Source organism: Escherichia sp. MOD1-EC5495, assembly GCF_002965965.1.
Lineage (GTDB): Bacteria > Pseudomonadota > Gammaproteobacteria > Enterobacterales > Enterobacteriaceae > Escherichia > Escherichia ruysiae.
The window spans coordinates 126,281-140,030 of sequence record NZ_PTRI01000001.1 but is presented as its reverse complement, the minus strand read 5'-3'; the positions used below and the strand labels follow the sequence as shown (position 1 = coordinate 140,030).

Sequence of the window (13,750 nt, the reverse complement as noted above, 5' to 3'; positions counted from 1 at the left end):
GCCTGATAAGACGCGTCAAGTGTCGCATCAGGCACAAATGTCTACTGCCTACGACTACAGCGAAATACAGGTCCCCGCCTCGCCCGCCAGCGTCTCTTCAATTCGCGATAACGCCCCAATCCACGCGGGTTTGCCACGGCTTCTGACATAATCACTCACCGCTGTCACCTTCGGCCCCATCGAACCATCGGCTTTGGCAAATGGAGCTAACTCATCCGGTGTGGCATGGCGAATGGCACGTTGCTGCGGCGTTCCCCAGTTTTCATATACCGCATCAGCATCGGTCAGGATCACCAGTCCATCGGCATTAATCTGCTCGGCGAGCAACGCAGCGGCGAGATCTTTATCAATTACCGCTTCACTCCCTGCCCCGTCTTCCGTCACAGGCACACCACCGCCGCCACTGCAAATCACCACATGCCCCTCTTTGAGCAACAACTCGATGGCTTCGCTGTCGAGAATTTTACGCGGTTGCGGAGACGCCACCACCCGGCGTAAATATTTACCATCACGTTTCATCTGCCAGCCGTAAGCCGCTTCCAGCGACTCTTGTTCTTCTGGCTGATAAACCGGACCGATAAACTTCTCTGGCTGCAAAAACGCCGGATCATCCGGCGAAACCTCAATGCGCGTCAACACCGTCGTCACAGGCGGCATTTGCGGCTGCGCGCGCAAACTTTGCGCCAGCATATAGCCAATCATCCCCTGACTTTCCGCCACCAGCACATCCAGCGGATACGGCGCCACCTCTTTCCATGCCAGATTCTGTAACGCCAGCAGCCCCACCTGCGGCCCGTTGCCGTGAACAATCGCCAGCCGATAAGAACGCGCCAGGCGCGCCAGCGCAGGTACAGCACTGGCGATATTGCGATATTGATTTTCTGCCGTCAGCGCCTCACCGCGCTGAAGCAAGGCATTGCCCCCAAGAGCTACAACCAGTGTTTTCATGGTTTTCCTTGTAATAATTGTTGGCCAAGCCAGAACCCCAGCAACGTATCTGCCCCTGACGTATGCCCGAGTGCCAACAGCGAATCAATCGCTGCAGCGGTACGTTGAGGGCGTTCCAGAGCATGAACAAAGTGCAGGAGTGGCGAGGCGAAATATCCTTGCGCGGCATAACGTAAATAACTGACGCTCACCGCTGTGGTAACGAGTTGAAGATTGTTGGAACAGGCAAAAAACGGGCGACCGGAGCACGCATCTAAAGCGCCATAATACCAGGCCGCCAGCAGCATTCCCGTCAACGTGTCATCATGACTGGGCGTTAATCCGGGGCCTTTACCCAGCCAGTGCCGCCAGTCGGTCTTAACGCCATTGAGCGCGGTCTGAAAACAGTGGCGAAACTGGCGTAATTCAGCGGGCAGCGGATCGCTTACCGCCATCGCCAGTGGTCCAAAAAGCCCGGTTTCCTCCGCGCGTTGCATCCATGCAGCGGCAAGCGGTTGAGGATGTGCAGGCGGCGTAATACGCAGCAAACAATAACGCTGTGGCTGTTTAACCGTGAAACGCCCGAGGCGAATCCCTTGAGCCACAACCTGTGGTCGTTCATTGCCGCATAATCCACCGCATAACGCATCGAATTGCGCGCGGCGAAGCACCCATCCTCCGGGGCCGAAACCACTACCCTGACGATGCAGCGTTAACAGTTCGCCGCTTTCCGTCATCAGGTTAATCGCCCGCCGCCAGACGCCCGCTAACCGCCAGCACTGGCGATAGTCCGGTGCGCTACGGCTGGCAAGCAGTGGATGGATGATCGTCATTGCGCGTTCCTCAACCAATCCCTATGCTTTCAGCCAGTGCTTCCAGCGCCTGTTCAAAGCACGCCAGCGGCGCCCGCACGGTGCCTGCACCAATCTGCCCGATCCCCGCTTCTTTATGGGCGATACCGGTATTGATAAGCGGCGTAATACCCGTTTCTACCACGCGCCGAATATCCAGCCCCAGACACGCGCCCTGGAAATCCCAGCCGGGGATCTGCAACTGCATATTGCGTTCAAGGAAGATTTCCGCCATCTCTTCAGAAACTGTCCTGGCAGCCTCTATACCACCCGCACCGACAAAGCGCGTTACGCCAGGTGCGGCGATCATTGCCGCTCCGCCAATACCAAAGGTTTCGGTAATCGCGCTATCGCCCATATCCGGGTTCGCCTGCTCCTGCGAGAAGCCGGTGAAAAACAGTCCCTGCGGGGTATTTACCGGCGCAGTAAACCAGCGGTCACCCAGCCCACTCACCCGAATCCCGAACATGTTGCCGTTGCGGGTCATAGCCGTGACGATGCTGCCCGCGCGGATCATCGCGCCTGCATCCATCGCCGCCTTGCAGTAGGCCATCGCAAGGTTGAGGAAGAACTGATCGGTCACGCTAAGGAAATCCATCACTTCGGCGATGTGCTGTTTATCGTGATCGAGGCGGGCAATTTGCGGCGCCAGCGCGCGCATCAGCAGTGCTGAAGTAGCAATATTGCGCTGATGGAACTCATCGCCCATCGTAATGCCCTGCGCCATCATCGCGGTGAGATCGATACCGCGCTCCATGCGCCCCAGCGCGGCGCTTAATACCGGCATCAACACATCGCGCATCCAGCGGTGACGGGTCAGGACATCTTCGCCGTAAGCGCCAAAACGCATCACTTTCCCGATGCCTTCATTCAGGTTGCAGTACGCCCGGTTGCCGTCGGTCACGTTCTCGACCACCAGCATCGGCATACTGGCAGAAGTAATGCCGCCCATTGGCCCGACGGCATTCACATGGTGACAAGGAATGAAGTTCACTTCCCCTTGTTCAAGCATTGCCAGCGCCTGCGCTTCATCTTTCGCCCAGCCTTCAAACAGACATGCCCCTACACACGCCCCTTTCATGGGGCCAGTCATCTCCTGCCAGCGCATTGGCGGCCCGGCGTGAAGCAGTGTTTTGCCCTGGTTTAGTTCGCTGATAAGTAAAGAAGCCGGTTGCACATCCAGCCAGTGTGGACGAGCGCGACGAATTTGTTCGATAACCGCAGCATTGGCTTGCGCCACTGATGTAAACATGGGAACCCCTTATTGCAAACGTTCTAATAAACGAGCCAGTTTTTTATTGCCGCCAGCGACTGGCGCCCATTGGTAATGCACGACTGGTTTGCTGGCGCCTTGTAGTTCCAGCGCAAAACTGCGTAATCCGGCGTTAATCACCGCGACGTTTTCCAGTAATGACGGTGTGTGTTGCTGTGTGGCAGGCGAAAGCGGATGAATCAGTGCCGCCGCCAGCAAGGTGGCTTCCGGCAGCGAACTCACTACCGCAATCCCCGCATCTTCCAGCGTGGCGATTTGTTGCGAGCGGCATTGCGGGTCACGTTCAGTGCCTGTCACCGTGGCAATGGCGTACAGCGGTTGGTTGTCTGAACGCGCAGCACAGGCTTTCTGCCAGGCGCTTACCAGCGAGGCAGCAGGATCGGCGGTCGCGCCGAAGCCAATCACTACATCAAGCAGCAACACGCGCACGTGTGGTTTAGCGCCAAGCTCGGCAATTAACTGGTTGCGTAAGGTCGGGTCGATCATCGGATGGGGACGCCCGACGGTGTAGAAATCATCGCCCAGGTCAATGATCTGGTGACCATCAGCGTCCAGCATCATGCCGTGATGATGGGTATCGTCGGCTGCCACGCCAAGGTGCCCGGCAAGTAATCCCGCCGCTTCGGCTGCCAGCGTACCGCCGGTATACAAACCGCAAATAAATCCGCTGCTGGCAGGCGCTATCGCATTACGTCGCGCCGTAACGCGTGAAAGCAGGCAAGCCAGACGCGCGGCCTCATCCAGCGAGGAGGCAAACCAGATATTTTCGTCGCGGGTAACCGCCGGGGTATAACCTAAAAACAGCGCCACCGTCGGTTTGCCGGTTGCTTTCATCGCGTTAACAATACGCAGGCGCACGGCTTCGGCAGGCGGTTTTGAAACAAATGCCAGCACCTCGCTTTTCTCGTCTGCACTGAGCATTTCCAGCGCCGTCAGTGCACTGATGCCGCCCACTTCACGGCTGAGATCGCGCCCGCCAAGACCAATCGCGTGAGTAATACCCTCACCTGCCAGCGCAATCTGTGAGCACAGCTCCTGAATCCCGGTACCGGAAGCGCCAATGACACCAATGTTGCCTTCCGGCATCACGTTAGCGAAAGCCAGCGGCGTGTCAGCAATCATCGACGTACCGCAGTCCGGCCCCATCACCAGCAAGCCTTTTTCCCGCGCGCGGGTTTTGAGTTGGATTTCATCTTCCAGCGTGACGTTATCGGAGAACATCATCACGTTGAGGTTGCGATCCAGAGCCTGATTCGCCAGCTCTGCCGCGTACTCGCCAGCCACTGAAATCAGCGCCAGATTGGCATCGGGTAATTTCTGACAGGCACTGTCCCAGCGACGCACCTGCGTCAACGCCTGGCTGCTGCCTGTTCCCTGTGCCAGCTGTTTTAGCGCCTCTTCAAGCTGCTGCATAATCGCCTGCGCGATCCCCGCATCCGCCGCTTCGCTACGAATTGCCACGCAAATATCGTTCGGCGTGGCGTTATTAAAATCGTCATGCCAGAAACCTGTGGTATCTAATAACGCTTTATTGGCGGGCGTACCCATCATTACGGAAACATCATCAACATTTTCTGATTCGCTGAGTTTTCGTGAAATAATCATTAAACTGACCGAATCCTGAAAACACCCTTTTTTAATAAAGGCGTGGATCATAACAACTCCTTAAAAATTGCACCCATGGCAATTGCACGAGCAGTGTTAATGTGGCGATTACGGTATCGATGGACGGTGACAAATAAGGTGATGAATATCACACGGAGATTATTAGAAAAAGAATTCAAATAACCACCAGACTATTACTCATTATTTTTTAATAAGCGTGGTTGTTTTAAAAATCAGGTTAAAAGAAGGAAGATTATCAAATAAATTCTAACTATATTTTTTTGCCTGTCTGGATCACATAATCCAGATATTTTCCCTGTATGTTAATTGCAGTCATGCTTCACACCGTCGTTAAAAAGGAAGACAGATGAAAATCAGTCGGGAAACACTCCACCAGCTAATCGAGAATAAACTCTGCCAGGCTGGATTAAAACGTGAGCACGCTGCAACCGTGGCTGAAGTATTGGTTTATGCCGATGCCAGAGGGATCCACTCTCATGGCGCGGTACGCGTGGAATACTACGCAGAACGCATTTCAAAAGGCGGCACCAACCGCAAACCGGAGTTCCGTCTCGAAGAAACCGGGCCGTGCTCGGCAATTTTACATGCCGACAATGCCGCCGGACAGGTCGCGGCGAAAATGGGTATGGAACATGCCATCAAAACCGCCCAGCAAAATGGCGTTGCGGTGGTCGGTATCAGCCGGATGGGTCACAGCGGCGCAATCTCTTATTTTGTGCAGCAGGCAGCCCGCGCCGGATTAATTGGCATTTCGATGTGCCAGTCCGATCCAATGGTGATGCCGTTTGGCGGCGCGGAAATTTACTACGGTACTAACCCACTGGCCTTTGCCGCGCCGGGAGAAGGCAACGAGATCCTTACCTTTGATATGGCGACTACTGTACAGGCATGGGGAAAAGTGCTCGACGCCCGCTCGCGTAATATGTCTATCCCGGATACCTGGGCGGTCGATAAAAACGGTGCACCAACAACCGATCCGTTCGCGGTACATGCTCTGCTCCCCGCCGCTGGGCCGAAAGGGTATGGCCTGATGATGATGATTGACGTCCTCTCAGGCGTCTTACTCGGCTTACCGTTCGGGCGACAGGTTAGTTCGATGTATGACGATTTACACGCCGGGCGTAATTTGGGGCAATTACATATAGTTATTAATCCGAACTTTTTCTCCTCCAGCGAATTATTCCGTCAACATCTTAGCCAGACCATGCGTGAATTAAATGCCATTACCCCCGCGCCCGGTTTTAATCAGGTTTATTATCCCGGACAGGATCAGGATATTAAACAACGCAAAGCCGCCGTCGAAGGCATCGAAATTGTTGATGATATTTACCAGTATTTAATTTCCGACGCGCTTTATAACACGTCATACGAAACGAAAAATCCCTTTGCGCAATAATTATTGAGACAGGACTTTCCTATGATTACACATTTTCGTCAAGCTATAGAAGAAACGCTGCCCTGGCTTTCCTCTTTTGGCGCTGACCCAACCGGCGGTATGACCCGTTTACTTTATTCGCCGGAATGGCTGGAAACCCAGCAGCAATTTAAAAAAAGAATGGCAGCAAGTGGGCTGGAAACACGTTTCGATGACGTGGGGAATTTATACGGTCGCCTGAGCGGCAGCGAATATCCACAGGAAGTGGTTCTGAGCGGTTCGCATATCGATACCGTGGTCAACGGCGGTAACCTCGACGGGCAATTTGGCGCGCTGGCGGCGTGGCTGGCAATTGACTGGCTGAAAACGCAATACGGCGCGCCGCTACGTACTGTCGAGGTGGTGGCGATGGCGGAAGAAGAAGGCAGCCGCTTCCCGTATGTCTTCTGGGGCAGTAAAAATATTTTTGGTCTGGCGAATCCCGACGACGTGCGGAATATCTGTGATGCCAAAGGCAACGGCTTCCTTGATGCCATGCTCGCCTGCGGATTTACTCTGCCAAACGCCCCACTAACTCCGCGCCAGGATATTAAAGCCTTTGTCGAACTGCATATCGAACAGGGCTGTGTACTGGAAAGTAATGGGCAGTCAATTGGCGTGGTTAATGCTATTGTCGGGCAGCGCCGCTATACGGTGACGCTGAACGGCGAATCAAACCATGCAGGCACCACGCCGATGGGCTATCGTCGTGATACGGTTTACGCGTTTAGCCGCATTTGCAGTCAGTCGGTTGAAAAAGCGAAAAAGATGGGCGATCCGCTGGTGCTGACCTTTGGCAAAGTGGAGCCGCGCCCAAATACGGTTAACGTAGTGCCGGGTAAAACCACGTTCACCATTGATTGTCGCCATACTGACGCTGCCGTGCTGCGCGATTTCACCCAACAGTTAGAAAACGACATGCGGGCGATTTGCGATGAAATGGACATTGGTATTGATATCGATTTATGGATGGACGAAGAACCGGTGCCGATGAACAAAGAGCTGGTCGCCACCCTGACAGAACTGTGTGAAACAGAAAAACTGAACTATCGGGTGATGCACAGTGGTGCCGGGCACGACGCGCAAATTTTCGCGCCTCGCGTACCAACCTGCATGATTTTCATTCCCAGCATCAATGGGATCAGCCATAACCCGGCGGAACGCACCAATATTAACGACCTTGCCGAAGGGGTCAAAACGTTGGCACTCATGCTTTATCAACTTGCCTGGCAGAAATAAGGAGTTATAAATAGGATATTTAAATAACGTCACCGGTTACCGCGATGATTTACTGGCTAACCGCGCGATTGTGAAACACGGTAATTTCGCGCTGTTAACGCCAGACGGCCTGGTAAAAAATATTATTCCGGGATTTGAGAATTGTGACGCGACAATCCTGTCCACGCCAAAGCTGGGCGCTACGTTTGTCGATTATCTGGTGACGCTGCATCAAAATGGCGGTAATCAGCAGGGATTCGGCGGTGAAGGAATTGAAACGTTCCTGTATGTGATCTCTGGAAATATCACTGCCAAAGCCGAAGGGAAAACATTTACCTTAAGTGAAGGTGGCTATCTTTATTGCCCGCCAGGCTCCTTAATGACTTTTGTTAACGCCCAGGCCGAAGACAGCCAAATCTTTTTATATAAGCGTCGCTATGTTCCGGTAGAAGGTCATGCGCCATGGCTGGTTTCTGGCAATGCCAGCGAACTGGAACGCATTCATTATGAAGGCATGGACGATGTTATTCTGCTGGATTTTCTGCCCAAAGAGTTAGGTTTTGATATGAACATGCATATCCTCTCTTTTGCGCCAGGTGCCAGCCATGGTTATATCGAAACACATGTTCAGGAACACGGTGCCTATATTCTTTCCGGTCAGGGGGTTTATAACCTCGACAATAACTGGATCCCGGTGAAAAAAGGCGATTACATCTTTATGGGCGCTTATTCTTTACAGGCTGGTTATGGCGTAGGGCGTGGTGAAGCGTTCAGCTATATTTACTCGAAAGATTGCAACCGCGACGTAGAGATTTAAGTCATACCACTCGCCTGATTATTTTTAGCTATGTTGGATTTTGCCACGGTTTATACCGTGGCTTTTTTTGCGATAAATTCAGGTAAAAAAAGATGCGAAATAAATCGCATCCGCTTTAAAGGTAAGAATCAGAGTTTAATTCCCTGACCTATTTTAATGGCGCAGGCAATATTACGCGCGCAGTTGAAGAGATTGGCTTCACCACTGGCGAGCACTTCGGCTAAAGGTGCCAGACGCGGCAGAATGCTGAATACCGCGTCGATACCGTACTGGTGCACCACTTCCACGCCATCACCCAATACGCCAGCAATCCCAATCACCGGTACATTAAACTGCTTCGCCACCGACGCCACGCCCAGCGGCGCTTTACCGCCTGCCGTTTGTGAATCAATGCGCCCTTCCCCGGTGATCACCAGTGTCGCTCCCTGCACCGCCTGCTCCAGGTTGACCGCCCGCAGTACAATCTCAATACCCGGTTTAATATCCGCATTGAGGAACACCGCCGCCGCAATACCCATACCGCCCGCTGCGCCGCCGCCCGCCATCTGACAGACATTGATTTCCGTTTGCTGCTGCAAAACACGGGCGAAATTTTGCAGCCCCTGCTCCAGCTCTTCGACCATTTCCGGCGTTGCCCCTTTTTGCGGACCAAACACCGCCGCCGCGCCGCGTGCCCCTACCAGCGGGTTATCGACATCGCACGCCACTTCAATATGGCAGCTCGCCAGACGCGGATCGCATTCCTCCATCTCAATGCTTGCCACTCGCGCTAAATTGCCACCGTTTGCCGCCAGCGCCTGACCGTCGGCATCAATGAAACGCACACCGAGCGCCTGCGCCATGCCCATACCGCCGTCCACCGTCGCGCTGCCACCAATGCCGAGAATAATATGGCGAATGCCGTTATCAAGCGCATGGCGAATCAGCTCGCCGGTGCCATAACTTGACGCCAGCAACGGATTACGCTGTTCGGGCGCGACCAGCATCAGGCCACTTGCCGCCGCCATCTCAATCACCGCCGTTTTCCCGTCACCGGTAAGACCATAAAAAGCATTCACTTTTTCGCCCATCGGCCCACAGACTTCAAGCGTCACGATGTTGCCGCCCGTCGCGGCGACCATCGCATCCACCGTACCTTCGCCGCCATCCGCTATCGGCAAACAGATATATTGCGCATCGGGAAAGAGGGTCGAAAACCCGGCTTTAATTGCCTGACAACATTTTTCTGCACTTAAGCTCTCTTTAAACGAGTCTGGCGCAATGACAATTTTCATTATCAATCCTTTTTTCAACAAATTATTTGATGCGTTCCCACGGAATAAGATTATCCATAAGAACAGCCAGTAAAATTCCGACCAGTAAGCCGTTACTGAGCAGAGGACGAAGCGTTAATGGAAGGTCTTGCAGATACACAGGCGGTAATGCCATTAAAAATATGCCAACAAATAACGGCAATGCGAGTCGATAAATATTGCGAGCGGTAAAGGTTATTTGCTGGCTAAACACCAGCGCGGAAAAGAGTAAAGGTAGATAAGAAACCAGCATGACCGCGCTACTCACCGGTAAAGGGATACTACAAAACAGTCGCGTGAGTGCCGGAACCAGCGCCACCAGCAGGCAAATAACGCTGCCATAAATAAACGAACGCCGCGTGTAATCGCCGGTCTGGGTTAATAAACCAATGGATGAAACAAACGGTGAAAATGGAATTACCGCCAGCGGTACGGTTATCAGCGTCATAAATCCGGTCGCCACAAAGCTGCGCCGATAACGCGTATTTCCAGCGCCCTGTTGCGGATAAAAAACATCCGTACCGCGAATCGCACCGTAGGTATTGCTGATATTCACAAGCCCGGTAATCACCGCCGTCAGAATAATCCCCGGCGACAAAGCACCGCCACTGCCGAGCGGAAACCACTGCCAGTGCAATTCCCCGGAAAGCGAGTGCGAGGATGGAAAGCAAAAGTACCATAACAACCAGCCGGTTATTGTACCGACCAGCAGGCCATAACGGGCAAAACGTTGCGGCAGGAAGATAATCATCGCCAGCACCAGGCACATCACCGCCACCGCGAGCGCGAATGGCGCAAGCTGAATTTTAAAATTCGGGTCGGCAATGCCAAATGGCAGCCCAAGCATCCCCTTAAAAAAGATACTGGTCAGCTGTGCGCCCAGCATCAGCATAAACAGCACCATCACCGTCGGAGTAAATAACCGCGCCAGGCGATGACCTAATCCACTAAGTCCAATCAATATCGTCAGTACGCCGGAAATCGCAATGCCCACCGCCAGACTGGTGGCGATATCGCTGACAGGCGTTCCGCGCGATGCTTCGCCAAGAGTGATAGTGAGGATGGTTCCCCACCACAGGCCGCCCGGCCCTTCCATAATAGCGCGACGATGACCGCAGAACGCCTGGGCGAAGCAGGCCAGCGCAGTAGCAAGAAAAGCATATTGGGTGAGCGTAAGCAGACTACTTTGCGGCAACTGAAAAGCCGAAAGCAGCGTAGGAGGAACCACAACCGTGTTGCAAAAAATAAAGAAAAACCACTGAAATCCTGATAACAGGCTTTCGCGGCTGACTGCAAAATTGAACATAAACACACCTTAACCGGAGAATGCCCGCCGCAAGGACGGGCATTGCAGGGGCCAGATTACTGCTGATGTTTAAGGATAAATTGACCTTTCGGCGCAACAGGGAAGCCCTGTTCGATGTCGTAAATCACATCACCACGTAAGATGGTTTTCGTGATACGCGCGCCAATGGTACGGCCAACATACGGGCTGACTTTGTGGCGATATTCCAGATCGTCATTGGTAAGAACATAGCTGCTATTCGGCTGAATGAAGACGAAGTCGGCATCTTTTCCTGGGGCGATACGGCCTTTTTGCTGCAGACCGAAAATATCTGCTGCGTTAGTCGCCATTAATTTGCCGAACATTGCCAGAGACATACCGCGTTTCTGTACCGCTTCATCGAACATCACGTCCATGCAGCTTTGCAGACCGGCGATACCGCCCCATGCTTTCATGATGTTACCGGCTTTCATTTCCGGCGGGCATGGAGAGTGGTCGGAAACCAGGCAGTCGATTTCACCGTTAAACAGTTTTTCCCACATGCCTTTCTGGTTTTCCAGATCGCGGATCGGCGGTGAACACTTCGCCAGGGTGCCAATTTCTTCGAACTGATCGGTATCCAGCACAAAGTAATGCGGGCAGGATTCACAGGTGACATCCTGACCTTCCTGACGTGCACGAGTCACTTCTTCAACACCTTCCGGGCTGCTGATATGGCAAACGTGCAGACGGCAACCGGCAACTTTCGCCAGGTACAGCACGCGGCGAATCGCTTCCACTTCGGTAAATACCGGACGCGAAGCCACATAGTCATGTGCGGTTACGCGACCTTCACGTTTCGCTTCTTCGCCAAGTTCGTCACAGATCAGCGCGTTTTCGCAGTGCACCAGCACCGGCTGTCCCAGTTCGCCCAGCTTCTGCGCACCTTTGAAGAACTGCCAGTCATTGACGTCACGGAAGTCGTTGTCGATACCGCGATCGCCACAGGTCGCAACGAAGCATTTGAAGCCGACAACTCCCACTTCATCCAGCTCATGCAGACGGTCGATGTTGTAAGACACCAGGCCACCGAGTTGCGCCGCATCGATAGTCAGCTTGCCTTTAGCGGCATCAAACTTCAGTTCAATTGAAGCGCGGTCAACCGTTGCAGGCAGCTGGTTGAGCGGCATTTCGATCATGGTGGTGATACCGCCTTTTGCCGCTGCGCGAGTGCCGGTTTCATAACCTTCCCAGTGGCTACGACCCGGTTCAGAAATATGGCTGTGCGCATCGACCATACCCGGAGAAACGACCAGACCAGACGCATCCATAACTTCTTTTGCATCGCCCAGATCCTGACCGATAGCGGCAATTTTTCCGCCTTTAACGGCAATATCTACAACACGAGCTTCGTTTTCTAAAATGACGGTGCCGTTTTTAATAATTAAATCAAAAGACATAATAAACTCCTTGTAAAATACAGATTATTTTTTAACTCAATGTTCAATATCGGGATTAATTAACCTGTGACTTTTTGCTCTCCTGTTTTTTCTACTGCTGTGCGTTTCTTTAATAAGGCGTAGGCCGCAAAGGCGACGATAACGCCAACAAACCATGAAACACGCGATAACGGTTCCATGACCGGAATAAATTTACCGCCGAGAGATAAAATAACCGCCACCAGAGTTACTGAGAATGCAGTGAGGTTAAAACCGTTATCGTAATATTTAAAATCACCTGCTGCGGTGTACAGCTCATCGAGATTGATTTGCCCGCGCATGACCACAAAATAATGCGCCATCATCACGCCAATTACTGGACCCAGCATCCCACCGATAATATCGAGGAACAGATAAATACTGTCCTGATTCTCCATTAATTTCCACGGGCAGATCAACAGGCTGATAATACTGGCAATCAGTACGCCGTTTTTATAGGTCAGTTTCGTCGGTGCAATAGCGGCAATCTGATAACCGGCCGGAATAATATTACCGGTGGCGTTCGTGGAAATGGTCGTCATCAGAATAACCAGTACCGCAAAGAACGAGGCAAACAGGCTGTCCCAACGCTGAACAATATCCAGCACGTTCCAGGTATCCGCGCCGTAATGAATACTGGCTCCGGCAATAATACTCACCCCAGCGACCGCAAACAGGATATAAGCAACCACTAAACCCAGCGTTTGCCCCAGCGCCTGCTCACGAAACGAGTGGGCGTTTTGCGTAAAGTCGGATGCGCTAACTGCTGGTGCCGCCCATACCGCAACCACCGCGTTAATCACCACCAGGAACAGGAAGCCACTATTTTCTGCTTTCTGAATACCGCTCGGGATGTAGTCGAGGATTGGACCAATCCCTACCAGCGAAATCGCCCAAATCGCCATGCCGCCGAAAACGATATAGATGCACGGGTTAAGAATAGCGGTGAATTTATTTAATACTTTGCCGCCACCGAAGCCGATACCGACGTTCACCAGCCAGAAGAGCAAGAAGGTAATCAAGCCGGGCAGCGAAAGCCCTAACAGAGTGAAATCACCACCGAGAGTTAAAAATCCCGGCCAGATTTTGCCAATCAGAATCAAAAACGCCAGCGATCCGGCATAACACTGCAAACCAAACCACATAATGGCGGCAATCCCGCCTCTTAATAGGCCGGGAAACAGTGCGCCACGCACGCCATAAGAAGCTCGCAGGATCATAGCAAAAGGTACGCCGTATTTACTGCCCGCAGCACCGTTTAATACCATTACAGCAGCTATAAAAAAGGCGCTAAGGATAATTGCCAGCATAATACTAAAGGTAGACAAGCCGAGAATAAAAAAGCCGCCGACCATTACATAATTGGGAACGTTATGAACCGAACCCATCCATAAGGTAAAGTAGTTAAATGTTTTCCAGGTACGTTGATTTTGCGTTTTCGGTAATAAATCTTCGCTATATCCGCGTTGCTGGAATAGTTTTCTCTGATGTTCCATAAATCCCTCTTAATTTCACGTATCGAATAACGCTGTTTTAATCTAGCTATGAGGAACTAATAAAATAAAAAATAGTTTTTTTAATACTGAAGCA

The 13,750-nt window shown here is 52.4% G+C and carries 11 protein-coding genes; 3 read left to right on the top strand and 8 right to left on the bottom strand.

Going from position 1 to position 13,750, the window contains the following annotated elements; genetic code table 11:
* Nucleotides 1-54: 54 nt before the first annotated feature.
* Genes BEG40_RS00600 through BEG40_RS00585 form a run of 4 tightly spaced genes read right to left on the bottom strand, consistent with a single transcriptional unit; the run spans nucleotide 55 to nucleotide 4,707 of the window.
* Nucleotides 55-948, bottom strand: a complete 894-nt coding sequence (locus BEG40_RS00600) for a carbamate kinase (protein WP_105284700.1) — start codon at nucleotides 946-948, stop codon at nucleotides 55-57.
* Nucleotides 945-1,760 (bottom strand): oxamate carbamoyltransferase subunit AllH family protein, encoded by an 816-nt coding sequence (locus tag BEG40_RS00595; RefSeq protein ID WP_105284699.1) that lies wholly within the window; start codon nucleotides 1,758-1,760, stop codon nucleotides 945-947. The genes BEG40_RS00600 and BEG40_RS00595 overlap by 4 nt, the downstream gene beginning before the upstream one ends.
* Nucleotides 1,761-1,770: 10 nt before the next feature.
* A complete protein-coding gene (locus BEG40_RS00590; RefSeq protein ID WP_105284698.1) occupies nucleotides 1,771-3,030 on the bottom strand; it encodes a YlbE family protein in 1,260 nt (419 codons plus the stop codon).
* Between the two features lie 9 nt (nucleotides 3,031-3,039).
* Nucleotides 3,040-4,707 carry an acyl-CoA synthetase FdrA gene (locus BEG40_RS00585; RefSeq protein ID WP_105284697.1) on the bottom strand — a complete coding sequence of 556 codons (1,668 nt, stop codon included), beginning with the start codon at nucleotides 4,705-4,707 and terminating at the stop codon, nucleotides 3,040-3,042.
* Between the two features lie 316 nt (nucleotides 4,708-5,023).
* On the opposite strand from BEG40_RS00585, the gene allD reads away from it, so the two are divergent.
* From allD to allE, 3 genes are read left to right on the top strand one after another with little or no spacing between them, the layout of a single operon-like run.
* Nucleotides 5,024-6,073, top strand: coding sequence for an ureidoglycolate dehydrogenase (gene allD, locus BEG40_RS00580; protein ID WP_105284696.1), 1,050 nt, complete (start codon nucleotides 5,024-5,026; stop codon nucleotides 6,071-6,073).
* Between the two features lie 21 nt (nucleotides 6,074-6,094).
* Nucleotides 6,095-7,330 (top strand): allantoate deiminase, encoded by a 1,236-nt coding sequence (allC, locus tag BEG40_RS00575; RefSeq protein WP_105284695.1) that lies wholly within the window; start codon nucleotides 6,095-6,097, stop codon nucleotides 7,328-7,330.
* 10 nt (nucleotides 7,331-7,340) lie between these two features.
* Nucleotides 7,341-8,126, top strand: a complete 786-nt coding sequence (allE, locus tag BEG40_RS00570) for a (S)-ureidoglycine aminohydrolase (RefSeq protein WP_105284694.1) — start codon at nucleotides 7,341-7,343, stop codon at nucleotides 8,124-8,126.
* 128 nt (nucleotides 8,127-8,254) lie between these two features.
* Here the strand turns inward: allE and glxK are convergent, their stop codons facing one another.
* From glxK to BEG40_RS00550, 4 genes are read right to left on the bottom strand one after another with little or no spacing between them, the layout of a single operon-like run.
* Nucleotides 8,255-9,400 carry a glycerate 3-kinase gene (gene glxK, locus BEG40_RS00565; RefSeq protein WP_105284693.1) on the bottom strand — a complete coding sequence of 382 codons (1,146 nt, stop codon included), beginning with the start codon at nucleotides 9,398-9,400 and terminating at the stop codon, nucleotides 8,255-8,257.
* 22 nt (nucleotides 9,401-9,422) lie between these two features.
* Nucleotides 9,423-10,724 carry a uracil/xanthine transporter gene (locus BEG40_RS00560; protein ID WP_105284692.1) on the bottom strand — a complete coding sequence of 434 codons (1,302 nt, stop codon included), beginning with the start codon at nucleotides 10,722-10,724 and terminating at the stop codon, nucleotides 9,423-9,425.
* 56 nt (nucleotides 10,725-10,780) lie between these two features.
* Entirely contained in the window at nucleotides 10,781-12,142 is a 1,362-nt protein-coding gene (gene allB / locus BEG40_RS00555) for an allantoinase AllB (protein WP_105284691.1), read from the bottom strand.
* 59 nt (nucleotides 12,143-12,201) lie between these two features.
* Complete coding sequence (locus BEG40_RS00550; RefSeq protein ID WP_021550374.1) at nucleotides 12,202-13,656, bottom strand: allantoin transporter; 1,455 nt, start codon at nucleotides 13,654-13,656, stop codon at nucleotides 12,202-12,204.
* Nucleotides 13,657-13,750: the final 94 nt, after the last annotated feature.

Coding starts and splice junctions, on each gene's coding strand:
- allD (WP_105284696.1), top strand. CDS start 5,024: ATGAAAATCAGTCGGGAAACACTCCACCAGCTAATCGAGAATAAACTC.
- allC (WP_105284695.1), top strand. CDS start 6,095: ATGATTACACATTTTCGTCAAGCTATAGAAGAAACGCTGCCCTGGCTT.
- glxK (WP_105284693.1), bottom strand. CDS start 9,400: ATGAAAATTGTCATTGCGCCAGACTCGTTTAAAGAGAGCTTAAGTGCA.
- BEG40_RS00560 (WP_105284692.1), bottom strand. CDS start 10,724: ATGTTCAATTTTGCAGTCAGCCGCGAAAGCCTGTTATCAGGATTTCAG.
- BEG40_RS00590 (WP_105284698.1), bottom strand. CDS start 3,030: ATGTTTACATCAGTGGCGCAAGCCAATGCTGCGGTTATCGAACAAATT.
- BEG40_RS00595 (WP_105284699.1), bottom strand. CDS start 1,760: ATGACGATCATCCATCCACTGCTTGCCAGCCGTAGCGCACCGGACTAT.
- BEG40_RS00600 (WP_105284700.1), bottom strand. CDS start 948: ATGAAAACACTGGTTGTAGCTCTTGGGGGCAATGCCTTGCTTCAGCGC.
- BEG40_RS00585 (WP_105284697.1), bottom strand. CDS start 4,707: ATGATCCACGCCTTTATTAAAAAAGGGTGTTTTCAGGATTCGGTCAGT.
- BEG40_RS00550 (WP_021550374.1), bottom strand. CDS start 13,656: ATGGAACATCAGAGAAAACTATTCCAGCAACGCGGATATAGCGAAGAT.
- allB (WP_105284691.1), bottom strand. CDS start 12,142: ATGTCTTTTGATTTAATTATTAAAAACGGCACCGTCATTTTAGAAAAC.